The organism is Flavobacterium columnare, assembly GCF_014844295.1.
Lineage (GTDB): Bacteria > Bacteroidota > Bacteroidia > Flavobacteriales > Flavobacteriaceae > Flavobacterium > Flavobacterium columnare.
In genome coordinates this window covers 2,388,820-2,411,113 of record NZ_CP054494.1, presented here as the reverse complement: position 1 = coordinate 2,411,113, position 22,294 = coordinate 2,388,820, and the positions used below count along the sequence as shown (strand labels likewise).

At 30.4% G+C, this 22,294-nt stretch carries 20 protein-coding genes and 1 CRISPR repeat array; of the genes, 12 read left to right on the top strand and 8 right to left on the bottom strand.

The window, feature by feature from the left end:
* Positions 1–32: 32 nt before the first annotated feature.
* The gene (locus tag HUE53_RS10490; RefSeq protein WP_065213425.1) at positions 33–569 is read right to left on the bottom strand and encodes a DUF1697 domain-containing protein; all 537 of its coding nucleotides are present in this window, start codon (positions 567–569) and stop codon (positions 33–35) included.
* 146 nt (positions 570–715) lie between these two features.
* Between HUE53_RS10490 and cas13b the strand changes: the two genes are divergently transcribed.
* The 7 genes from cas13b (at position 716) to HUE53_RS10455 (ending at position 11,528) form a co-directional block, all read left to right on the top strand.
* Positions 716–4,336 carry a type VI-B CRISPR-associated RNA-guided ribonuclease Cas13b gene (cas13b, locus tag HUE53_RS10485; RefSeq protein WP_192188465.1) on the top strand — a complete coding sequence of 1,207 codons (3,621 nt, stop codon included), beginning with the start codon at positions 716–718 and terminating at the stop codon, positions 4,334–4,336.
* Between the two features lie 136 nt (positions 4,337–4,472).
* Positions 4,473–5,428: direct repeats of the CRISPR family, unit length 36 nt; unit sequence GTTGGGAAAGCCCTTATTTTGAAGGGTATCTACAAC.
* Between the two features lie 521 nt (positions 5,429–5,949).
* Positions 5,950–6,786 carry an Rpn family recombination-promoting nuclease/putative transposase gene (locus HUE53_RS10480; RefSeq protein ID WP_077225046.1) on the top strand — a complete coding sequence of 279 codons (837 nt, stop codon included), beginning with the start codon at positions 5,950–5,952 and terminating at the stop codon, positions 6,784–6,786.
* 54 nt (positions 6,787–6,840) lie between these two features.
* A complete protein-coding gene (locus tag HUE53_RS10475) occupies positions 6,841–7,677 on the top strand; it encodes an Rpn family recombination-promoting nuclease/putative transposase (protein ID WP_014165543.1) in 837 nt (278 codons plus the stop codon).
* Between the two features lie 357 nt (positions 7,678–8,034).
* Positions 8,035–8,751 (top strand): hypothetical protein, encoded by a 717-nt coding sequence (locus tag HUE53_RS10470; protein ID WP_107317712.1) that lies wholly within the window; start codon positions 8,035–8,037, stop codon positions 8,749–8,751.
* 133 nt (positions 8,752–8,884) lie between these two features.
* Positions 8,885–10,297: a 23S rRNA (uracil(1939)-C(5))-methyltransferase RlmD gene (rlmD, locus tag HUE53_RS10465; RefSeq protein ID WP_014165546.1), complete on the top strand. Its 1,413-nt coding sequence runs from the start codon at positions 8,885–8,887 to the stop codon at positions 10,295–10,297.
* 60 nt (positions 10,298–10,357) lie between these two features.
* Positions 10,358–10,852, top strand: coding sequence for a DUF6452 family protein (locus HUE53_RS10460; protein ID WP_065213421.1), 495 nt, complete (start codon positions 10,358–10,360; stop codon positions 10,850–10,852).
* Positions 10,824–11,528 carry a DUF6048 family protein gene (locus HUE53_RS10455; RefSeq protein WP_014165548.1) on the top strand — a complete coding sequence of 235 codons (705 nt, stop codon included), beginning with the start codon at positions 10,824–10,826 and terminating at the stop codon, positions 11,526–11,528. Before HUE53_RS10460 ends, HUE53_RS10455 begins: the two co-directional genes overlap by 29 nt.
* A gap of 220 nt (positions 11,529–11,748) precedes the next feature.
* Here the strand turns inward: HUE53_RS10455 and HUE53_RS10450 are convergent, their stop codons facing one another.
* From HUE53_RS10450 to HUE53_RS10435, 4 genes are all read right to left on the bottom strand, one after another.
* The gene (locus tag HUE53_RS10450; RefSeq protein WP_014165549.1) at positions 11,749–12,582 is read right to left on the bottom strand and encodes a CvfB family protein; all 834 of its coding nucleotides are present in this window, start codon (positions 12,580–12,582) and stop codon (positions 11,749–11,751) included.
* A gap of 80 nt (positions 12,583–12,662) precedes the next feature.
* A complete protein-coding gene (locus HUE53_RS10445; protein ID WP_014165550.1) occupies positions 12,663–13,004 on the bottom strand; it encodes a DUF2853 family protein in 342 nt (113 codons plus the stop codon).
* A gap of 83 nt (positions 13,005–13,087) precedes the next feature.
* Positions 13,088–14,752, bottom strand: a complete 1,665-nt coding sequence (gene menD, locus HUE53_RS10440) for a 2-succinyl-5-enolpyruvyl-6-hydroxy-3-cyclohexene-1-carboxylic-acid synthase (protein WP_107317711.1) — start codon at positions 14,750–14,752, stop codon at positions 13,088–13,090.
* Between the two features lie 33 nt (positions 14,753–14,785).
* A complete protein-coding gene (locus HUE53_RS10435) occupies positions 14,786–15,466 on the bottom strand; it encodes a hypothetical protein (protein WP_014165552.1) in 681 nt (226 codons plus the stop codon).
* Positions 15,467–15,505: 39 nt separating this feature from the next.
* On the opposite strand from HUE53_RS10435, the gene HUE53_RS10430 reads away from it, so the two are divergent.
* Positions 15,506–16,000 (top strand): GNAT family N-acetyltransferase, encoded by a 495-nt coding sequence (locus HUE53_RS10430; protein ID WP_014165553.1) that lies wholly within the window; start codon positions 15,506–15,508, stop codon positions 15,998–16,000.
* Positions 16,001–16,053: 53 nt separating this feature from the next.
* Here the strand turns inward: HUE53_RS10430 and HUE53_RS14460 are convergent, their stop codons facing one another.
* On the bottom strand, positions 16,054–16,179 hold the full coding sequence (locus HUE53_RS14460) for a hypothetical protein (RefSeq protein ID WP_261764991.1): 126 nt from the start codon (positions 16,177–16,179) through the stop codon (positions 16,054–16,056).
* A gap of 103 nt (positions 16,180–16,282) precedes the next feature.
* On the opposite strand from HUE53_RS14460, the gene prmA reads away from it, so the two are divergent.
* The 4 genes from prmA (at position 16,283) to HUE53_RS10410 (ending at position 19,476) form a co-directional block, all read left to right on the top strand.
* On the top strand, positions 16,283–17,119 hold the full coding sequence (gene prmA / locus HUE53_RS10425) for a 50S ribosomal protein L11 methyltransferase (RefSeq protein ID WP_014165554.1): 837 nt from the start codon (positions 16,283–16,285) through the stop codon (positions 17,117–17,119).
* Between the two features lie 31 nt (positions 17,120–17,150).
* The gene (locus HUE53_RS10420; protein WP_014165555.1) at positions 17,151–17,426 is read left to right on the top strand and encodes an ATP-dependent Clp protease adaptor ClpS; all 276 of its coding nucleotides are present in this window, start codon (positions 17,151–17,153) and stop codon (positions 17,424–17,426) included.
* A gap of 115 nt (positions 17,427–17,541) precedes the next feature.
* Positions 17,542–18,807 carry a sterol desaturase family protein gene (locus tag HUE53_RS10415; RefSeq protein WP_192188464.1) on the top strand — a complete coding sequence of 422 codons (1,266 nt, stop codon included), beginning with the start codon at positions 17,542–17,544 and terminating at the stop codon, positions 18,805–18,807.
* A gap of 9 nt (positions 18,808–18,816) precedes the next feature.
* Positions 18,817–19,476 (top strand): lysoplasmalogenase, encoded by a 660-nt coding sequence (locus tag HUE53_RS10410; RefSeq protein WP_077225038.1) that lies wholly within the window; start codon positions 18,817–18,819, stop codon positions 19,474–19,476.
* 649 nt (positions 19,477–20,125) lie between these two features.
* Here HUE53_RS10410 and HUE53_RS10405 read toward each other — a convergent pair.
* Both HUE53_RS10405 and bshC read right to left on the bottom strand, forming a co-directional pair.
* The gene (locus tag HUE53_RS10405; protein ID WP_192188463.1) at positions 20,126–20,545 is read right to left on the bottom strand and encodes a nucleoside-diphosphate kinase; all 420 of its coding nucleotides are present in this window, start codon (positions 20,543–20,545) and stop codon (positions 20,126–20,128) included.
* An 86-nt stretch (positions 20,546–20,631) separates the two neighbouring features.
* The gene (bshC, locus tag HUE53_RS10400; protein WP_014165559.1) at positions 20,632–22,218 is read right to left on the bottom strand and encodes a bacillithiol biosynthesis cysteine-adding enzyme BshC; all 1,587 of its coding nucleotides are present in this window, start codon (positions 22,216–22,218) and stop codon (positions 20,632–20,634) included.
* Positions 22,219–22,294: the final 76 nt, after the last annotated feature.

Sequence of the window (22,294 nt, the reverse complement as noted above, 5' to 3'; positions counted from 1 at the left end):
TTCTAAAACCACTATGGATTGTTCAGGTATTTTTAAAACATTTCTAACAACTTAGTTACAGTATTAAAATTACGAATTGTAGAAAGTACATTTAATTTTTTTTCTATATACTTATTATCCATTCGGGTTTTACCAGCCCCATTAATATATTTCAAATATATCCGATTCTTATCTACTGTTGCCTCATCTGGTTTAACCTGACTTATTTTTAAATCATGAATAGCACTTTCATTTAGTTCTTTATTCAAAAAAGCAAAGTATATTTTTGAAGGATCAGCTTCCTTTTCTTTTAAATATGGATTATTAGAAAGAGCTCCTTCTAAATCTTCTTTCCCTAAAACCATTACAGGTACTTCATAGCCCCATTCCTTAAAAATTTCTTGTTTGATTTTGAACCCTACCGAAGGGCCATTTGCTTCCTCACATTCAAAAAACACATTTCCTGACTGGATATAAGTCACCACATTTTGAAACCCCATTCGCTCCAATAAAACTTTCAAATCATCCATCTTTATCATATTGTGTCCTGATACATTTATACCGCGAAGGAGTGCAAGGTGTTTTTTCATTATTACTTTTTTTAAAAAATTATCAAAAGAGATAGAATAACAAATTTAGATTAATTTAAAAAGTTCACAAGATAAAATTTAAAAAGCCTTAAATAATTCCTTATTTTAGAACAGTCAAACACAACTATAAAACCAACACATCTACAATGAGTTCAAAAAATGAATCTTATAACAAACAAAAAACTTTTAACCACTACAAACAAGAAGACAAATACTTTTTTGGTGGCTTTTTGAATAATGCTGAGGAAAACATAATCACTTCCTTTAAAGAAATTGCAAAAAGGCTAAATAGTAAAGAAAAAAATAAACCCATTGAAATCCTTCAAGAAATTTTATCTGAAACTATAATTGATACTGAATGGGATAAAAATATAAAAGTAATTGCTGAATATTTTCCTTTTGTAAAATCATTAGAGACTATTACCCAAAAGCAATATGAAGAAAATCAAAACAAACTTTTTTTTAAAGAAAGAAATCCTAGGCAAAATTTTAAGAATCTGTTCCTATATAATTGCATAATACTTTTTAATTGCCCTTTACAATTACGCGACTTTTATACGCATTTTTATCATAGAAATTTCATCACTATTTCATTTCCAGATTTTAGAAGAACTACTACGGATAATATTTCCATATATGATTATGTAAAAAATGAAGCTATTCAACATTCAGCACAATCTGACGGAGTTAATTTTATTGCCCATTCTATTTTTGAACTTTTAGATGAATTAAAACTAGAAACGGTAAGTCAAGTAAATAATCAACGCATTAAGCCTAATGAAAAATATAGTTTTTTAAAGAAAAATTACCAAAATGATTTTACAGATTTAACAGAAGAAGAAATCTCTAAAAAATTTAAAAAAGTCTTTAATCAATTTTGGACGTTTAACGATTATAAAGGGAGAATGGTTTTGAAGGATTTTCATAAAAGCCATTTTGTAGAAAAAGTTGAAGAAGGTTCAATGGAACAAAAACCTAAAAAGGATTTTTTCCACCAAAAAATTAGTCGTTCAGGTTTCTTATTCTTACTATCCTTATTTGTAGATAGAAAAAACGCCGAATTTATTTTAGACAATTCTACCAATTTTAAAGCAAGTTTTGATTTGCAAAAACTAGCTACTCGATGGGTATATACCTATAATTGTTATAGAGGGCTAAAAAATACAATAAACACCACTTTCCCTAAAGAAACGCTACTTTCTAAAATGGTAGACTATTTGAGCAAAGTTCCTGATGAAGTTTACCAATTATTAAGTATAGAACAGCAAGAAATGTTTTTAGAGGATATGAACGAATATATGCGCGATAATGAAGAAAACAATGATTCTTCTGAAGCATCTAAAGTTGTACATCCAGTTATAAGAAAACGTTATTCAAATGAATTTAATTACCTAGCATTAAGTTTTATTGACCAATATATACAATTACCCAACTTAAGATTTGCAATAAATCTAGGCACTTATGTACATAATAAAGAAGAAAAAATTGTAGGTAAAGGTAAAACCAGCAGTACTAGCAATAGAGTTATAAAGGAAGATATTCGCATTTACGCCCGCTTACATGAAGCAATTGATTTTAAAAATAATTTTTTTCTAAAAGAAAATTTTAGCGAAGATAATAAAGGTTGCCATTGGGAAGAATTCCCTAACCCTCATTACGCCATTAAAGACAATAATATTGGTATCTATTTTATTAACAAAGACGACATACAAACCAATTTAGAAGAACGCAGCAACGGGAAAAAGAAAAAAGCTTCCATCATTGAAATGCTAACGGAAACCGAAAGTGATACAATCAAATATGGAAAACCGCACGCGCTTTTAAGTTGTTATGAGCTGATACCATTAATTTTCGATTATTTTCAAAAAGTAAAAAATTCTAGAGAGAAAAAATTGAATGAAAAGGAATTAAATGCAATACCTATTCAAATTGAAAATAAAATTTTAAGTGCAATAAATAGTTTTACAAAAAGTTTTGAGAATTATTCCGAAGGAAAGAGTATTCTCGAATCCTACCCAAAAAAATTATCTAAAACGTCAAACGAAACTTCATTTTTAGAAGTACAAGATGAAAACGGTAATCCTGTACAAAAGATACTACAAGACATTAATAAAGAAATACAAAAAAGTCAGGATAAATTAGACATTCTTAAACAGAATGAGAATGAATTCCAAAACAACGAACGTAAAGCAGTATTCTCCAAAAAAGAAATAGGTGAAGAAGCTACTTGGCTAGCAAACGATATATTACGTTTTATGCCTTCTTCCTCTAAGAAAAATTGGAAAGGGTACGAACACTCGCATTTGCAATATTTATTAGCGTTTTATGATGTTCGAAAAACGGAAGTTTTTCAGTTATTAAACCAAAAATGGCCTCTTTACGAGGACAATTTTATGGGGAAAAGTTTGAGAACTTTTTTGGACAATAGAAAAACGTTTGAATCCTTTTATAAAGGGTATCTAGACAAACGAAAAGAAATTTTTGGAAATCTAAAAAATAATTTATCGCTACACAATGAAAATTTATTTCGTGTTTTTGACAAACGCAAATACATTACCCAAAGTTTAGAAAGCTATAAAAATGCAATTTTAGAACAACCTGTTAGCTTTAGTCGTGGTATTTTTGAAGACAAAAAAGCTACAATTAAAAATGAATGGTCTTCAATTCCTAAAGACCCTGCAACTGAATACCAATCGTTTTATAACCTAATCAATATTTATACTAATGAAGCTATTGGTAAAGAGGAGAAAAAAGAGAAATACAAAAACCTACGAGCTATTAACAAAGTAAAAATTCAAGACTATTATTTAAAATTAATGGTAGATACTTTGTATCAAGACTTGTTCAATCAGCCATTAGACAAATCTTTATCAGATTTTTATGTTTCTAAAGCAGAAAGAGAAAAAATAAAAGCCGATGCCAAAGCTTACCAAAAGCGCAACGATAGCTCCTTATGGAATAAAGTCATCCATTTATCTTTACAAAATAATAGGATTACCGCTAATCCGAAACTAAAAGACATAGGAAAATACAAGAGAGCCCTGCAAGATGAAAAAATAGCCACGCTGCTTACTTATGATGATAGAACGTGGACGTATGCCTTACAAAAACCTGAGAAGGAAAATGAAAACGATTATAAAGAATTGCACTATACCGCACTTAATATGGAATTGCAAGAGTATGAAAAAGTGCGTAGTAAAGAACTACTAAAACAAGTACAAGAATTAGAGAAAAAAATTTTAGATAAATTTTATGATTTTTCTAATAATGCTAGTCATCCTGAAGATTTAGAAATTGAGGATAAAAAAGGAAAAAGACACCCTAATTTTAAACTTTACATTACAAAAGCCTTATTAAAAAATGAATCTGAAATCATAAATTTAGAAAACATAGATATTGAAATTTTACTTAAATATTATGATTATAATACTGAAGAGTTGAAGGAAAAAATAAAAAATATGGATGAGGATGAAAAAGCCAAAATAGTTAATACTAAAGAGAATTATAACAAAATAACCAATGTTTTAATTAAAAAAGCACTTGTTTTAATTATCATTCGCAACAAAATGGCGCACAATCAATATCCTCCTAAATTTATTTACGATTTAGCTACTAGTTTTCAAAATGATAAAGGGAATAAAGATTGGGAAAAATTTGTACACCAAAAAGAAAGCGAATACTTTGCGACCTATTTCAACCGAGTTTTTGAAACCATAACAAAAGAATTATGGGAAAACAAAGAGAAAAAAGATAAAACACAGGTCTAAATACAATTGCTCTTTGACATTTTAAATTAGGATTAAAAAAATGACTACATTTGCAGTGATTAAAACAAAAAAAGTTCATTTTTTAGTATAAAAAATTGTAGTAATCCCTTACTATGAGAGGCTTACCAGCGTTTAGGTTGGGAAAGCCCTTATTTTGAAGGGTATCTACAACTTTCTAGCTTTAGTCACCTCATCTTTTGAAGTTGGGAAAGCCCTTATTTTGAAGGGTATCTACAACTCTGAGTACTGAAAATTATAGCCATTGTAAGTTGGGAAAGCCCTTATTTTGAAGGGTATCTACAACTTTTATGTTTTTGACCGTAATCAAAAGATAGTTGGGAAAGCCCTTATTTTGAAGGGTATCTACAACCGATTAATTTTAGATAAACCAAGAACTTTGGTTGGGAAAGCCCTTATTTTGAAGGGTATCTACAACATGATAAATAAGTTTTGTATGATGATGTAGTTGGGAAAGCCCTTATTTTGAAGGGTATCTACAACATTTCTTTTAGTCTTATTCTTTTCTTGAAGTTGGGAAAGCCCTTATTTTGAAGGGTATCTACAACCCTGCTGTAATTGCTGTAATTGCTGAATAGTTGGGAAAGCCCTTATTTTGAAGGGTATCTACAACAGTTAGATTTATATCAAGTATTTTAGCCTGGTTGGGAAAGCCCTTATTTTGAAGGGTATCTACAACTCTATTACAGTGTAATATTCTTCAGGTATTGTTGGGAAAGCCCTTATTTTGAAGGGTATCTACAACATAAAATCCATTTTTTCAAAATAATTTAAAGTTGGGAAAGCCCTTATTTTGAAGGGTATCTACAACGCATTTGATATTTTATAATTGTTCCGATTTGTTGGGAAAGCCCTTATTTTGAAGGGTATCTACAACTCTACTGTTTTTATTAACTTGATAAACAGTGTTGGGAAAGCCCTTATTTTGAAGGGTATCTACAACGTTTTTTGAATAAATAGTTCATAATCGTAAGTTGAGAAAGCCCTTATTTTGAAGGGTATCTACAACATTTGAGATTGGTGGATTAGCCTTATCATGTTGGGAAAGCCCTTATTTTGAAGGGTATCTACAACACGCCTCTATTTCACGTTTATGGTAAAAAGTTGGGAAAGCCCTTATTTTGAAGGAGGGACGAGCGTTAAAAAATAGTCCAATGGACTATTTTAGCGAAGTAGCCAGGAGGCGCGTGGGCGTTTAAAACCGAATTCAATTTTTTTGAAGGAGGGACGAGCGTTAAGGAAGCTGTCCAAAAAGTACTAATTCAACATCCAGTTTGTCACTCCTACGTAAGGAGGAGTCTCATAATCAATAGTATGTAATTTCTTCCTTTGGTCAAAATCACAAGATTGCGAACTTTTTGGACAGTCTCTAGCAAAATAGCGAGCAGGCGTTTGAAACCAAATTCAATTATTTAAAAAATAGATAAACCATAATTCTTATTCATAGAAATACCTGTTTTTTTAAAATAACAAAAACAAACCTATAACACAATCAAGTAAATATGATCTGTATACTACCTCCTAAACTTCCTTATAATTTAACCTCAACACCTAAGATATTTTTGTAAATTTGATCCATCAAACCATTTGGAAACATGAAGGCTAAATATATTAATCCGTTTACCGACTTTGGATTTAAAAAAATATTTGGGGAAGAAGCCAGCAAAAATTTGCTCATAGACTTCCTTAATACACTATTGCCTCAACACGACCAAATTAAAGAACTTTCTTTTAAAAACACCGAGCAACTCGGAATTACCGACCTCGATAGAAAAGCCATATACGACATCTATTGCCAAAATGAAAAAGGAGAAAAATTTATCGTAGAACTACAAAAAGCAAAACAAAATTTCTTTAAAGAACGAACCATTTATTACGCCACTTTTCCTATTAGAGAACAAGCCGAAAAAGGAGAATGGAACTATCACCTCAAATCCGTTTACTGCATAGGCATTTTAGATTTTACTTTTGACGATTACGAATCTGAACCCGAAAAAAGCGAAGTCGTACACACCATTAAACTAAAAAACCAAAATGGAAAGGTTTTTTACGATAAACTCACCTATATTTATTTAGAAATGCCCAACTTTAAAAAACAGGAAACCGACTTAAACTCCCGTTTAGACAAGTGGTTGTATTTTATTAAAAACCTAGAAGACTTCCAAAATATACCTACCATTTTCAAAGATGAGGTTTTTACTCAAGCCTTTGAAAAAGCCGAATTGGCTAATTTTGGACAATGGGAATTAGACAAATACGAAAGTAGTTTAAAAGTGTACAGAGACCTAAAAAGTATTATTGATACGGCTTTTGACGACGGTAAAATTGAAGGTAAAATTGAAACTGCTAAATCTTTAAAAAAACTAGGCATTTCAATAGAAATAATCATGCAATCAACAGGATTAACCCAAGAAGAAATAAACAAATTATAAAAAGCAGTGCTCCTGCCTTTTTTGTAAATTTGATCCATCAAACCATTTGGAAACATGAAGGCTAAATATATTAATCCGTTTACCGACTTTGGATTTAAAAAAATATTTGGGGAAGAAGCCTGCAAAAATTTGCTCATAGACTTCCTTAATACATTATTGCCTCAACACGACCAAATTAAAGAACTTTCTTTTAAAAACACCGAGCAACTCGGAATTACCGACCTCGATAGAAAAGCCATATACGACATCTATTGCCAAAATGAAAAAGGAGAAAAATTTATCGTAGAACTACAAAAAGCAAAACAAAATTTCTTTAAAGAACGAACCATTTATTACGCCACTTTTCCTATTAGAGAACAAGCCGAAAAAGGAGAATGGAACTATCACCTCAAATCCGTTTACTGCATAGGTATTTTAGATTTTACTTTTGACGATTACGAATCTGAACCCGAAAAAAGCGAAGTCGTACACACCATTAAACTAAAAAACCAAAATGGAAAGGTTTTTTACGATAAACTCACCTATATTTATTTAGAAATGCCCAACTTTAAAAAACAGGAAACCGACTTAAACTCCCGTTTAGACAAGTGGTTGTATTTTATTAAAAACCTAGAAGACTTCCAAAATATACCTACCATTTTCAAAGATGAGGTTTTTACTCAAGCCTTTGAAAAAGCCGAATTGGCTAATTTTGGACAATGGGAATTAGACAAATACGAAAGTAGTTTAAAAGTGTACAGAGACCTAAAAAGTATTATTGACACGGCTTTTGACGACGGTAAAATTGAAGGTAAAATTGAAACTGCTAAATCTTTAAAAAAACTAGGCATTTCAATAGAAATAATCATGCAATCAACAGGATTAACCCAAGAAGAAATAAACAAATTATAAAAAACAGTGCTCCTGCCTTTTTTGTAAATTTGATCCATCAAACCATTTGGAAACATGAAGGCTAAATACATCAATCCGTTTACCGACTTTGGATTTAAAAAAATATTTGGGGAAGAAGCCATTAGAATTTTTTAGGATTTCGCGTTTACAAGGAATACCGTTTTACGAAACCATCAAAGGTTTGAGTACAACAAGTTTTTGAAAATATTTCATTTTTACAGTAAATTGATGTTTGCGTTTTGCAAGAATTTTTACCTTTAACAAAAAATAATCAGTTCCTAAGTTTCTAAAGTTGTAAACCGTCGGCAAACAGAATACAAAAGCAAATTAATAAAACATCTATTTCAATTATTATTTATGGGATTTTTTGATATTTTCTTTAAGAAAAAACAAGCTGTAACTAATTTAAAAAACTCAAAACAAACTCAAGACGTTCAACTAAACAAAGAAAATACGTTCGTTTCTACAGTTGATCATTTAAAACATAAGATCATTCGATCTTTAACAAACGAACAAAGAGAACGCATTCATAAATCGACTATTTTGCTTCAAGCGGGACAACTTTATATGCACTATTGGACAGACCATTTAGTTTGTAAAAACCCGAATGATCCCGAATGGCAAAATAAAGTTATGTTCTTTTGGAAAGCAGAAGAGCCTTTTCCTAAAAAATCTTTACCCCCTATTTTTGAAACTTTTAAAACCAAACATTTTCTCTTTGTTGGAGATACGTCTAAAATTTCATTACAAATAGGGCAAGCCATCCCTTGGTTTGGAATGCCTGGCCTTGGTCAGAAACATTCCTGTGAGATGAATGGACAAAAAATAACAATTCCTGAATTAAACAAAATTGGTTTGGTTGAATACATAGAACCCGTTGAACTAAAAGATGACAATCTAGATATATTATCCGACAAAGACAATTACTTTTTTTTAATTGATGAAAGGATTACTCCATTTCAAAACGGTAATTTTCTTCTAAATGGCATTCCAATCCCTATAGATGTGGCATATAGTATTGGAGGTATTCACATCATCAAAAAAATAGAATTGGAAGAATCTAAAAGTAAATAGGAATTTCAAATTAACGTTTTATCAGGTCCAAGAATAATAGATTAGTTATTATTCATTAATCAAACTAAACTGGTTTTTTCTAAAATCCAAGAGCAAAAATCATAAATATGATAGCAATTATTATCTTTGCACTATGGGAAGAAAAAAAGACAAACAAGTCGTATTCGAAAACGTAAAAGTCCTTGATGCAGGAGCAAAAGGCGTATGTGTGGCAAAAGCCCCAGAAGGTCAGGTCATTTTTTTAAGTAATGTAGTACCTGGTGATGTAGTAGATATTCAAACCTTCAAAAAGCGAAAATCGTATTATGAAGGTAAAGCTTTCAAATTTCATTCGTATTCAGAGCATCGTGTAGATCCCGTATGCGAACATTCTGGTGTATGTGGTGGTTGCAAATGGCAAAACATGAATTACAACCAGCAGTTATTTTACAAACACCAAGAGGTAGAAAATAACTTAAAACGCATTGGAAAAATAGAATTACCAATATTCGAACCTATTTTGGGCTCTGAAAAACAGTTTTTCTATCGTAATAAAATGGAGTTTGGCTTTTCCTCTAGTCGCTGGATGACCCCTGAAGAAATTAACAGTGGCGAAGAACTAGATAATAAAAATGCGGTAGGATTCCATATTCCAAAAATGTGGGATAAAATTCTTGATATCAACAAATGTCATTTACAACAAGATCCTTCTAATGATATTCGTAATGAAATAAGGCATTTTGCCAACGAAAATAATTTATCCTTCTTTAATCCAAGGGAGCATAGTGGTTTGTTACGCACCCTTATGATTCGTACAGCTTCTACGGGAGAAATCATGGTAGTGATTCAATTTTTTGATCATAACCAAAAGCAAATAGAATTGATTATGAATTTTTTAGCCGAACGTTTTCCTGAAATTACTTCGCTGCAGTATGTAATCAACCAAAAAGCAAATGATACTTTGTACGACCAAGACATTATTTTATTTAAAGGTCGAGATTATATCTTAGAAGAAATGGAAGGCTTACAGTTTAGTATTAATGCGAAGTCTTTCTATCAAACCAATTCAGAACAAGCGTATGAATTATATTCTATTACGAGGGATTTTGCAGGATTAACAGGCAATGAATTAGTATATGATTTATACACTGGAACAGGAACAATTGCTCAATTTGTTTCTAAAAAAGCAAAAAAGGTAGTTGGTGTCGAAGCAGTTCCGGAAGCTATTTCCGATGCAAAAGTAAACGCTAAACGCAATAATATTAACAATTGTGAGTTTTTTGTAGGTGATATGAAAAACGTATTTAACGACGAGTTTATTGCCACACATGGACATCCAGATATCATTATTACAGACCCCCCTCGTGATGGTATGCACGCAGATGTGGTCGAACAAATCTTAAGAATTGCCCCTAAAAAAGTAGTGTATGTAAGTTGTAACTCTGCTACACAAGCACGTGATTTAGCGTTAATGGACAAGATGTATAAAGTAACTCGTGTACGACCTGTGGATATGTTTCCACAAACCCATCACGTAGAAAATGTTGTACTTTTGGAAAAAAAGTAAATAGTAAAAGGTGATTAGTAGCTAATCACTTTTTACTTATCATTAATTACTCAAATAAATATGAAAAAAATACTTTTTGGATTATTCACCATTATATTCACTTTGCCTTTTTTGAATTGCGAACCCGATGATGTCTGTCCACAGGGAACTCCCACAACCCCTAGAATGATTGTACAATTCTTTGACAACAACAATCCAACTAATCTTAAAACCGTAACAGATCTGAAAGTTACTGCGGAAGGAATGTCTACTTCTTTAGATTTTACGGGTAGTAACAAGATAGAATTGCCTCTAAAAGTAAATGGAAATCAGGTACATTATACTTTTCAAATTAATTCAAAAAATAGTACTTTAGCTAAGGACGATCAAATTACCCTTAATTACTCACGTAACGATGTTTATATTTCAAGGGCTTGTGGATATAAAACTGAATTTACACTAAACACTCCTAATGGAGCTACCCTTACAACCCCTAAAAATTGGATACAAGAAGTAACCATTCAAAAAACATCTATAGTAAACGAAAATGAAACACATATCAAAATTTTCTTTTAGTCTGTTATTAACTGTCTTTGCACTAACTATTAGTAAAGCACAGGAAAAAACAAAAGATACTATCAAAAAAACAGAACGCTACGGGGTACGAATAGGCGCTGATTTATCTAAAATTACTCGTTCTGTTTTTGATAAAAATTACAAAGGGTTAGAATTAGTTGGTGATTATAGAGTAGGCAAAAGAATGTATATAGCTACCGAAATAGGTAATGAAAAAAAGACCACGGAAGATAAGCGTCTTAATTTCACAACGAAGGGTAGTTATTTAAAAGTCGGATTTGACTATAATTTTTATCAAAATTGGCTTGACATGGAAGACATGGTTCATTTAGGACTTCGTTATGGTTTTTCTTCTTTTAATCAAGAACTTACGAGTTACAAAATATATAATACTACGGGATATTTTCCGCAAGCAGATGCTGTAGTTGTTAATATGAACTATAAAGGTTTAACAGCACATTGGACTGAAGTGGTGGCAGGAGTAAAAGCTAAAATTTTTAATAATTTTTATGCGGGTTTCAGTTTACGAATTAATTATTTACTATCCGAAAAAAAACCAGAAAACTTCAATAATTTGTACATTCCTGGGTTTAACAAAACATTTGATGGAAAATTTGGAGCGGGATGGAATTATAGTATTACGTATTTTATTCCTTTATATAAAAAGAAAAAATAGTTATAACTATTTTTTCTTTTTATAATAGTCTTTAAACTATTATAAAAAGAGGTTGTCTAAAAAGATATTCTAATGATGTTTTTTTTACCCAATGAAAAAAACGAAGTTAAACAGGAAAAGCAAATCACATAAGCAGATTATCTTTAGTTCCGATTTCCTATCGTTAGGTAACAAACGAAACATTTAGGCGTGTTTTTTGGACAACCTCTTCATTCTTGATCTATTCTTTTACCAAATAAATACCATCTGGTCTTAATTCTATCATTTTTTGTCTGTAAAGAGTCCCTATGGCTTTCTTAAAAGTTTTTTTACTCATTTGTAAAATTGTTTTAATATCTTCTGGGCTACTATTGTCATGTAATTTTAGCATTCCTCTTCCAGCTTTTAATTCATCTAATATTTTTTGAGCAGAGACATCTATTCGTTCAAAACCCAATGGCTGTCTTGATACATCTATCTTACCATCTGGGCGAATATTTTTGATATACCCAATGATGCGATCTCCTGTTCTTAGATCTTCAAAAATTTGATCTTTATAAATTAATCCTTTGTGCTTTTCATTAATAATTACATTAATACCTGTATCTGAAATATGAGAAACAATCAGGTCGACTTCTTCTCCATTTTCAACACTTAGATTTTGATTACTCAAAAATTGATTTAACCTACTAGAACCCACCAAACGATTCGTTTGTTTGTCTAAATACATATATACAAGATACCTTTTTCCTTCTTCCATGGGTCTTGCCTGTTCTTTGAAGGGTACAAACAAATCTTTTTCTAGTCCCCAATCCATGAAAGCACCAAATTTATTCACATAATTAACTCTCAATAATGAAAATTCATTTAAAACGATATAGGGTTCTAAGGTAGTTGCTACAGGGCGTTCTTCATGGTCTAAGTAAACAAACACATCTATTTCTTCATCTATCTCATATTCTATAGGCACGTATTTGTTAGGCAATAACACGTCTTTATCACCGTCTGTTAGATACAATCCTATATTGGTATTTCGAGCTATTTTTAGAGTATTATATTTTCCTATTTCAATCATCAGTCAAAATTTAAAGTGGCAAAGATACAAATAAAAAATCCCGATAAAAATCGGGATTTTATAAACTTTATAAATTCTAATTAATTATAAGCACTCTCTTTTTGGAAATGAAGTGTTAATAAATAGTATACAACTGCGCGGTATTTATTACGGTTAGAACGTCCGTATTGTTCGATTACACTATCAATTGCAGCATCTAATTCTGGACTATCAGACAGTCCTAATTTTTTTATTAAAAAGTTATTTTTAACTGTATCTAATTCGGACTGTTGTGACCCCGAAACGGTTGCTGAATCTTGATTATAAATAGACGGTCCACACCCTATTACTACTTTTGTCAATAATTCCATATCAGGTGTTACTCCACATTTTTCTTGTAAATCCGCAGCGTATTTTTCAATCAGTTCATCTCTTTTACTCATATTTTTTCTAGTTATGTTATTGTATATCTATCAAATATATAAAATTATATCAAAACAAACAAGCTCTAAAACAAAAAAAACAATCATTTTAATTCCTTAAAATACTGTATAAGAATCTCATTATTGCGTTTTTCGGGGGTAAAAATTTCATATATAGCTGGTTTATTCAATAATGAAAACGTTTTCCAATCGGTTCGCAATTGATTTTCTTCTGTAGCCTTAAAATAATCAAATCCATACATTTTAGCTAAATATTCTGCTGTTAGACTATGTGAAGTTTCAAAAAAAGTATTGAATGTTTCGTTTTCTTGATGCCCTGGTAAAATTCTAAAGATCCCTCCTCCTCCATTATTTATAATAATAATTTTAAAATCGTTGGGTATATAATGATTCCATAACGCATTGCTATCATAAAAGAAGCTAATGTCTCCCGTTATAAAATAAGTTGTTTTTTTACTTGCCACAGCAGCACCAATAGCTGTTGTAGTACTTCCTTCTATCCCACTCGTCCCTCTATTACAATACACTGAAATACTGGGATCTATAGAAAATAATTGTGCGTATCGTATAGCTGAACTATTACTAATTTGTAATTGAATATTTTTAGGTAATAACTCCGTTATAATTTGAAAAACTTTTAGATCTGAAAAACTCAATTCTTTCAAATAAAGAGTATGCAATATTGCCCTTTGTGAACGAATGGCTAATACTTCTTTTTGAAAAGAACTTTCTTTATAAGATGTTAATTTTAGGAAATGTTCAAAAAAAACATTAGGTTTTACCTTAAAGTGCTTCTTAAGACATCCATACGTATCGTAAGCTCTTAACTCATCTATATGCCAATGCGTATTGGGTTTGTATTTCCTAAAGAAAGTTTTTATGCGTTTTGAGACGATCATCCCTCCTAATGTCAACAATATTTCGGGTTTATAACGTTCAAACTCTTCTTCTGAAAAAGGTGTTATAATCGTATCTATATTGGTAATAAAATTTTCATGATGCACATTAGACGTAACCTCAGTCATAACAATAACTGAAGGATCGCGAGCTATTATGTCTAAATATTTTGTATCAATAGAATCCGAGTGATTTTCGCCTATTAATATTATTTTTTTTTGAGCTAGATTCCATTCTTCCGCAAAAATTTCTAGAGCATCTAATTGTTCATCCTTTTTTTGAAAATTAAACCATATAGGCTTGATAGTTGGTTCAGGAATTGTTTCATATAAAGGTTCTTCAAAAGGCGCATTTATATGAACAGGTCCTTTTTGGGAAATACTAAAAAAAAGGGCTTCTTGTATCAATCTATCATTTTCTGAAGAAGCATCTTCTTGTAGATTTGCGTTATATAGGATGTGATTAGCAAAAACATTCGCTTGTCTAATGGTTTGTCCGTCTCCTATATCTATTTTATCAATTGGCCGATCAGCCGAAATAACAACTAAAGGTATCTGACTATAAAATGCCTCTGAAATAGCGGGGTAATAGTTTAACAACGCTGATCCTGAAGTACAAATTAGCACTACTGGCTCCTGTAATTGTTGAGCTAAGCCTAATGCAAAAAAACCCGCACAACGTTCATCTACTATACTATAACAATTAAATTCAGTTTGATTAGAAAAGCCTATAGTCAAGGGTGCATTTCGCGAACCTGGGGAAATGACTATGTGTTTTAATCCTTTATTCTTACATATTTCAATTATGCTTTGTGCTAAAGGAATTCTTGGGTAAATAGCGGTAGGTTTCAATTTGTAATAAACTCATGTTTTAACGCAAAAGTATTAACTTATCGTCATATTTTGAGCATTTTCTTTTAAAATTAAAAATTTATAAATCATGTAATAGGCTAAAGCAGAAAAAACGACAATCCATTTGTGTAAAAAAATTGATTCATAGTAAAACATATTAAAGAAAAAGAGCGACATTTGAATTACTAAAAAAACTGTAGCTATAAGAAAAAATAGATTTTCTTTTTTCATTTGATTCACATAAGTAATAACCCCAACAGCACCTAAAAAAGCCGTAAGCAAAGAATTAAAAACCCAGTAAATATAATGCTCTTCTACTTGTTCAAAAACAAAATTAATCATATAGAGGTATAAAACGAATAATGGCACTAAAGCAACTCCTATGGCGGTTCTATCTTTTTTTTCAATAAACTCTAGTATTAAATAAATCAGTCCCATTTTGGAAACCAAAGAAAACAGGGTTGCCATTTTAAAAACCGCATCTCCTTCTATTGCAAATAAAGAAGAAGTAACCTGATATATTATTAAACATACTAAAAATTTCATATTGATTCTTAAAGAAGAAATTATATACAGTATGAAAAGCAAGGGAATGCTCATACAACGTAGGTATTCTTCTAATATATCTACTTGCAAAAAAGCCATAACCCCATACAAAATAAGGTCAAAAACAAATAGAAATTCAAAAAGTTGAGCAATTTTTTGTATTTTCATGATTTAAATTTATTAATTTTTTTTTAATTAAAGAGTAATATGTCCATCCAAATAAAAGAAGCTAAATTTGAAGATCTTCTTGAAATTCTTGAAATCATAAATTACGAAATTTTAAATAGTACTTCTATTTGGGAATATGATATCAGAACTTTAGAACAGCAACAAAAGATTTTTGAAGAAAAAAAAATAAATAATCAACCTTTTTTAATTGCGATAAAAGAAAATAAAATAGTAGGATTTGGGACGTATGGTTCATTTCGTTTTAAAATAGGGTACCAATTTACCGCAGAGCACTCAGTATATGTACATAAAGATTTTCACGGAAATGGAATTGGCTCACTTCTTTTAAAAGAACTCATTAAAATTGCAAAAAAAGAAAAAATTCATACTTTAATTGGTGTTATTGATTCTGAAAATTTAGGAAGTCTTGCCTTTCATAAAAAATTGGGATTTCAAGAAGTAGGACATATTAAAGAAACTGGGTTTAAATTTAACAAATGGCTGGACTCTATCTTTGTTCAAATTTTGTTATGAGTTAGCAACAATTGGCCACTTGTTTATTTACTATCCTATATTGAAAAAAAACTTTATCCGTGACCCAAACAATCAAGATTATTCTCATCAAAGCAATATTTGTATATCCGTTTTATAACAAATTCTCTTTCTAAATAAAAAGAGCCTAATACTCCATAAAATATTTGCCCTTTTTTCATGTTTACTTTTTTAACAAACAAATTTACAATTTTCATTCAAGAAAGAGCTCTTAACCCAAAACTATAATCTACGAAATAACTACCTTTGCAAAAAAACAAAGCAATGCAAAATACATATATAGGATACCATTTTGAGGTAGAACCTAAGGAGCTAGGCTCTGAAATTTTAATAGCAGAATTGGGAGAACTTCCATTTGACAGTTTTATTGAAACGGACAAAGGTTTTTCTGCTTATATTCCTAAAGAAAATTGGAATGAGGGTATTTTAGAAGATATTTATATATTACAAAATCCCGAGTTTAAAATTTCATACACTTTTGAAGAAATTGAACAACAAAATTGGAATGCAGAATGGGAAAAAAACTTTGATCCAATTGATGTTGATGGTTTATGTCATGTACGCGCGCCTTTTCATCCTAAAACAGATGCGCAATTTGACATTATAATAGAACCTAAAATGAGTTTTGGAACAGGACATCACGAAACCACCCACATGATGATCCAACATTTATTAGAATTAGACCTTAAAGACTTAAAAACACTTGATATGGGATGTGGAACTGCTATTTTAGCAATACTTGCTGAAATGAAAGGAGCACAACCTATAGACGCTATAGACATCGACAATTGGTGTTATTTAAATTCTATTGAAAATGCAACACGCAACAATTGCAAACATATAACGGTTTATGAAGGAGATGCTTCCTTATTAAACAATAAAAAATACGATTTAATTATTGCAAACATTAATAGAAATATACTCCTTAATGATATGCAAACTTATGTGAATTGTTTAAATCCTAATGGCATTATTTTATTCAGCGGTTTTTACGAACAAGACATTCCTTCTATTGATGCTTCATGTACAGAAAAAGGCTTAACTTTTGTTAAAAAAATTAGCCGTAATAACTGGGTATCATTAAAATATATAAATTCATAAACTAATTTTCCTTTAATAAAAATTAATATCCATGAGTATTATTGAAAAAACACAAGAAGACGTTGCCGTTTTAGAAGAAGTTTCTATCAACCATGAAATAATTTTGTATAACGATGATGTAAACACGTTTGATCATGTAATAGAAACACTAATACGCGTTTGTAATCATGAGGAATTACAAGCAGAACAATGCGCTATTTTAGTACATTATACAGGTAAATGCGCTGTAAAAACAGGTTCTTTTAACGAATTACAACCATTATGCTTTGCTCTTCTTGATGCTGGATTAAGCGCAGAAATTATATAATTCTTAAATAAATCACTAAAAAAAAATTTATTTAAAAAAAAATAATTAGATTTACTAAAAGCAGATAGAATCCTTTTTAAAAAAAATTTCTGAATTTTTAAAATCTAATATTACAATGGAAACTTACGGCAAAATACTGATTATAGCAATGCCTGTTTTCTTATTCTTAATTATTATTGAGAAAATATATGGCTATTACAAAAAAGTAGATTACGCTCCTATGATGGATAGTATTTCTAGTTTAAGCTCTGGAATGACTAACGCTACTCGAGATGTCTTAGGCTTAAGTATGTCCATCATTACATACGAATTCATGGTTTCTAAAATAGCTTTTTTTCAAATTAAAGAATCTATTTTTGCCTACATCATTGCATTTATTGCTATTGATTTTCAGGGATACTGGACACACCGTTTGGCACATCAGATCAATATTTTTTGGAACAAGCATGCTATTCATCACAGTAGCGAAGAATTTAACCTATCGTGTGCATTAAGGCAATCCGTTTCTGATTTTTTTAAATTATTTACTTTTTTATTATTACCTGCCGCTCTGTTAGGTGTTCCTTCTAAGGTTATTGCTATTACCCTACCCATCCAATTCTTCTTACAATTTTGGTACCACACACGATACATTAACAAACTAGGTTTTTTAGAAAAAATAATTGTAACCCCCTCTCATCATAGAGTTCATCATGCTATTAATCCAGAATATATGGATAAAAACCATGCGCAAATATTTATCTTTTGGGACAAACTTTTTGGTACTTTTCAAGAAGAATTAGCAGATGTTCCACCCGTTTTTGGTATTACACGTCCTGCCGAAACTTGGAATCCTTTTAAGATTAACTTTCAGCACCTTTGGCTATTAATTAAAGATGCTTGGTATGCTGAAAAATTCATAGATAAATTAAAAATTTGGTTTATGCCTACTGGCTGGAGACCAGAAGGGTTTGACAAAAAATACCCAATTCCTAAAATTGAAGATGTATATAATTTTAAAAAATTTGGTACCAACCATTCTACATTATTAATACGTTGGTCATTTATTCAATTATTTTCAACCTTGTTATTAATATCTTACTTATTTGACAATATAGCTAGAATAGGCTTACCGTATATCTTTTATTATGGATCCTTCATTTTTGCAACAGTGTATAGCTACACCGAATTAATGGATAAAAATAAGTTTGCACACATTTACGAAACTACCCGTTTCGTATTTGCTATTGTTATCATTTACCATTTAAATGGCTGGTTTCAAATAGACCAAATTATCCCTTATGGCACACATATAGTCTTCAGTTATTTTTTAATTGCTCTTTTTATGAGCTTTTATTTTGTAAAAATAGAATTTAAACAAAAAAATATTAATTCGCTTTAAACTAATTTTATGAGCCAGTATTTGAAATTTTTTATAGGCATTAGCGTGTTTTACCTACTCCTATTACTCGCTAAACAAGAAGCTATTGCTTGGTATTTCAAACCGCTATTACTTCCTTTACTAATTTTAGAAACTTATAGTTCTAGTAATTTCCGAACAAAAAAACACCTTCTTTTTGCTTTGTTTTTTTCTTGGATTGGCGATGTCGTCTTAATGTTTGCAGACAAAGCTGAGCTATATTTTATTTTAGGCTTAACCTCTTTTCTAATAAGCCATATTTTCTTTATCTTTTTATTTATAAAACAAGACCAAACCAAACCCAATTCTAACTTGTTTTGGATAGGATTTATATTTGTAACAATGTATTTATTAGGTATGCTAAATCTACTTTTCCCTAGTTTAGGAAATTTAAAAATACCTGTTGCATTATATGCCACAACCATTTCTATTATGTTGTTAATGGCTATTAAAGGTTATTTTAAGTGGTCTAAACCAAACAACCTAACCATACTGATAGGTGCTTTATTTTTTGTAAGCTCTGATAGTATATTAGCAATCAACAAATTTCATTCAGAACTACCCAAATCTGGTTTTTTGATCATGCTAACATATATCGTTGCTCAATTCCTTATAACTAAAGGAATTTTAGGTCTAAACAAAAATAAATAGCATTCTTTTTTTCTATTTAACCCAAATTACGCATTAGACTTCGTTGTGAAATTTGGGTTTAAATTTCATCAAATAAACAGATACAAAAATCAACTCAAAACTATGTATTAAAATTTATGATGAAGGTAAAAAGCTGAGATGATAAAAATCCCCGTTTTTTTCGTAGATGTAGTTTTTTCATTGAAGATAGAAAATGGTTGTTTTTTAGATTTAATGTTATTTTTTATCTGTAATAAATTTTCAATCCATAATCTGAACCTAAACTGTCATCCAAATAAAAATCTGTATATTATGTAATGCAAGCCTCTAAACAAGCTCCTTGAAAACAGGTTAAATCTTACATAAGGATGCGTTTAAATATACAGAAAAAATAGGTCCTGAAAGGCAATAAAGTATAAAATGATTTTTTTAAAGAGAGACTTGATATGGATTCAGAAAATTAAAGGAGAAGGCCTCCAACATCAAGATAGATAGTTTCAACAATGAGGGGGTCTTAAAAAGTTGTCTTATTATCATTTCAACCAAAGGTAGAAAATAAAATCACATAGTACTTATAACTTTTTTGTCTTGTCTTTGAAGTAATAAACTAGATTTTATTTTAAGGTACTACTTTTTAGACACCCACAATGTTTTTAAAAATTATGTTTGATTAGAACATTTCTCTTCCTGCAAAGTGAAAATCACCTTCAATAGCAGCATTTTCATCAGAATCTGAACCATGAACCGCATTTTCACCAATAGAAGTAGCATATTTTTTACGAATAGTTCCTTCTGCTGCTTCCACTGGGTTCGTAGCACCAATTAAAGTACGAAAATCTTCTACTGCGTTCTCTTTTTCTAAGATAGCTGCAACAATTGGCCCACGAGACATAAACTCTACTAATTCACCATAGAATGGTCTTTCAGCGTGTACAGCGTAAAATTTTTGCGCATCTGCAACTGTTAACTGAGTTAATTTCATAGATACAATTCTAAAACCACCTTCAGTAATCATGTTTAAAATTCCCCCAATGTGTCCTTTTTCAACAGCATCTGGTTTAATCATTGTAAAAGTTCTATTTCCTGCCATTTTTTATTTTTTTAAATTTGGTGCAAAAGTACAAACTTTAGTTTAAAAGTTTATTTTTTTAAGATTTATTTTCATCCGAAACCTTTTTAAAAAACTATTGTGTTAAATTCATTACTAAGCGGATTTAATTTTTCTAATAAACTAGCAATAAAATTTTCACCGTATTCAATATAAAACACACTGAAATTCAACTGGCGTTCCTGCAAACTTTCATTTGGAAATATCTCATTTTGCAAATCAATAATTCGTTTTAATTTATCGTCATGATTTCTTTTTTCAGCTTTTAAGAGGCGTTTTTCAAGATTTTCTAACCCTTTTATTTGTTTTGTTTCTTGGGCTTTTACTGCTTTTACAAATGTTTTATCCGTTTGGTTTGCAAGATCCAAAAGGCTCTCGAATTGTTTTTTTAAATGTTCTTTTTGTCTTGAAAAATCTATTCTAAATTCCGAAAACTGTCTTGTTTTCTGATTTACTAATTCAGTTTGTTTAAGAAACAAATCCGACCAGGTTAATTGTAATTTATCTGCTTTTTTAAATTGTTTTTCAGAAGCAATAACTACAGAATTTCGAAGCAACAAAATGGGAAACGTTACCTTAAAAGTTTCAAACATTGTTTTTAATTCTAACCAATAGGCTATTTCTCCTCCTCCTCCAATATAAGACAAATTTGGCAATATGGCCTCTTGATACAAAGGTCTTAAAATAACATTAGGACTGAATTTTTCAGGTGTTTTTTGAACTAACTCTAAAATTTCAGTTTCAGAAAAAACAAGTTTTGTATTATTTATTTTATAAACTCCATTTTCAAAAAGAATACGTTCGCGCGAATTATCTTCCATATAAAAAAGGTTGATTTCTCTAGGATTTACCTGAACATCGTAAGAAAAAGAAGAAAGTCTTTCTTTTACTTTTTTGTATGAAGTTTGTTGTATGAGTTCTTCTTTAATAACAGGAACAAAAAGTTGTTTTAGGGCATTATCATCTCCATCTAAAATTACTAACCCGTATTCTTTAAATAATTCATTAACTAAATAGCGTGTTGCATCTGCTAAATTATCATGTCCTAAATAGGCTTTTTCAAAAAGCAAAATAAGTCTCTTGGCATAGTCACTAATTCCTAAACTTTCTTTCATTTCTTGAAATACTTGATCCAATCCTTCTGTGGTCAATCTTCCTACGGGACCTTTAGAATTTCTATGCCAACTGATTTTTTTTTGATTGAATTTAAAGTGATTGATTTCCTCAAAATCGTGATCTTCCGTAGCCATCCAATAAACAGGTACAAAATGGTATGTTGGATATTTTATTTTTAATTCTTTACACAAATTTATAGCTGAAACTATTTTGTATATAAAGTATAAAGGCCCTGTAAATAAGTTTAGCTGATGCCCTGTAGTAATCGTAAATGTTTTGGATTCTTTTATCCTATGAATGTTATCCAAAGTAGCTTGACTGATATCAAATCCTTGGTTTTGTTTTAGAAGTGAATCAGCTAGTATTTCTCGATTTTTTACAGGATAGTTATTTGTTTTTTCTTCTATTTGATTCAAAAAATGCTCAACTTTAGGAAATCGGTTATAGTATGACTGTAATTCTTTTTCTTCATTTAAATAATCAACAATTAATGGCGTAAAATACCCTGAGTCCTGATAAGTTATACAATCTGTTAGCATCTCTTTTTTTTAGGTAAAAATAGCAAATAGATTGATTCCTTTTTTAGGTTTTAACATCTTCTTAAAAGAGGGGGCT

Coding starts and splice junctions, on each gene's coding strand:
- HUE53_RS10410 (WP_077225038.1), top strand. CDS start 18,817: ATGAGCCAGTATTTGAAATTTTTTATAGGCATTAGCGTGTTTTACCTA.
- bshC (WP_014165559.1), bottom strand. CDS start 22,218: ATGCTAACAGATTGTATAACTTATCAGGACTCAGGGTATTTTACGCCA.
- HUE53_RS10470 (WP_107317712.1), top strand. CDS start 8,035: ATGGGATTTTTTGATATTTTCTTTAAGAAAAAACAAGCTGTAACTAAT.
- HUE53_RS10455 (WP_014165548.1), top strand. CDS start 10,824: ATGAAACACATATCAAAATTTTCTTTTAGTCTGTTATTAACTGTCTTT.
- HUE53_RS10415 (WP_192188464.1), top strand. CDS start 17,542: ATGGAAACTTACGGCAAAATACTGATTATAGCAATGCCTGTTTTCTTA.
- HUE53_RS10475 (WP_014165543.1), top strand. CDS start 6,841: ATGAAGGCTAAATATATTAATCCGTTTACCGACTTTGGATTTAAAAAA.
- HUE53_RS10435 (WP_014165552.1), bottom strand. CDS start 15,466: ATGAAAATACAAAAAATTGCTCAACTTTTTGAATTTCTATTTGTTTTT.
- HUE53_RS10445 (WP_014165550.1), bottom strand. CDS start 13,004: ATGAGTAAAAGAGATGAACTGATTGAAAAATACGCTGCGGATTTACAA.
- rlmD (WP_014165546.1), top strand. CDS start 8,885: ATGGGAAGAAAAAAAGACAAACAAGTCGTATTCGAAAACGTAAAAGTC.
- HUE53_RS10460 (WP_065213421.1), top strand. CDS start 10,358: ATGAAAAAAATACTTTTTGGATTATTCACCATTATATTCACTTTGCCT.
- HUE53_RS10450 (WP_014165549.1), bottom strand. CDS start 12,582: ATGATTGAAATAGGAAAATATAATACTCTAAAAATAGCTCGAAATACC.
- HUE53_RS10430 (WP_014165553.1), top strand. CDS start 15,506: ATGTCCATCCAAATAAAAGAAGCTAAATTTGAAGATCTTCTTGAAATT.
- HUE53_RS14460 (WP_261764991.1), bottom strand. CDS start 16,179: ATGAAAAAAGGGCAAATATTTTATGGAGTATTAGGCTCTTTTTATTTA.
- cas13b (WP_192188465.1), top strand. CDS start 716: ATGAGTTCAAAAAATGAATCTTATAACAAACAAAAAACTTTTAACCAC.
- HUE53_RS10420 (WP_014165555.1), top strand. CDS start 17,151: ATGAGTATTATTGAAAAAACACAAGAAGACGTTGCCGTTTTAGAAGAA.
- HUE53_RS10480 (WP_077225046.1), top strand. CDS start 5,950: ATGAAGGCTAAATATATTAATCCGTTTACCGACTTTGGATTTAAAAAA.
- HUE53_RS10490 (WP_065213425.1), bottom strand. CDS start 569: ATGAAAAAACACCTTGCACTCCTTCGCGGTATAAATGTATCAGGACAC.
- HUE53_RS10405 (WP_192188463.1), bottom strand. CDS start 20,545: ATGGCAGGAAATAGAACTTTTACAATGATTAAACCAGATGCTGTTGAA.
- prmA (WP_014165554.1), top strand. CDS start 16,283: ATGCAAAATACATATATAGGATACCATTTTGAGGTAGAACCTAAGGAG.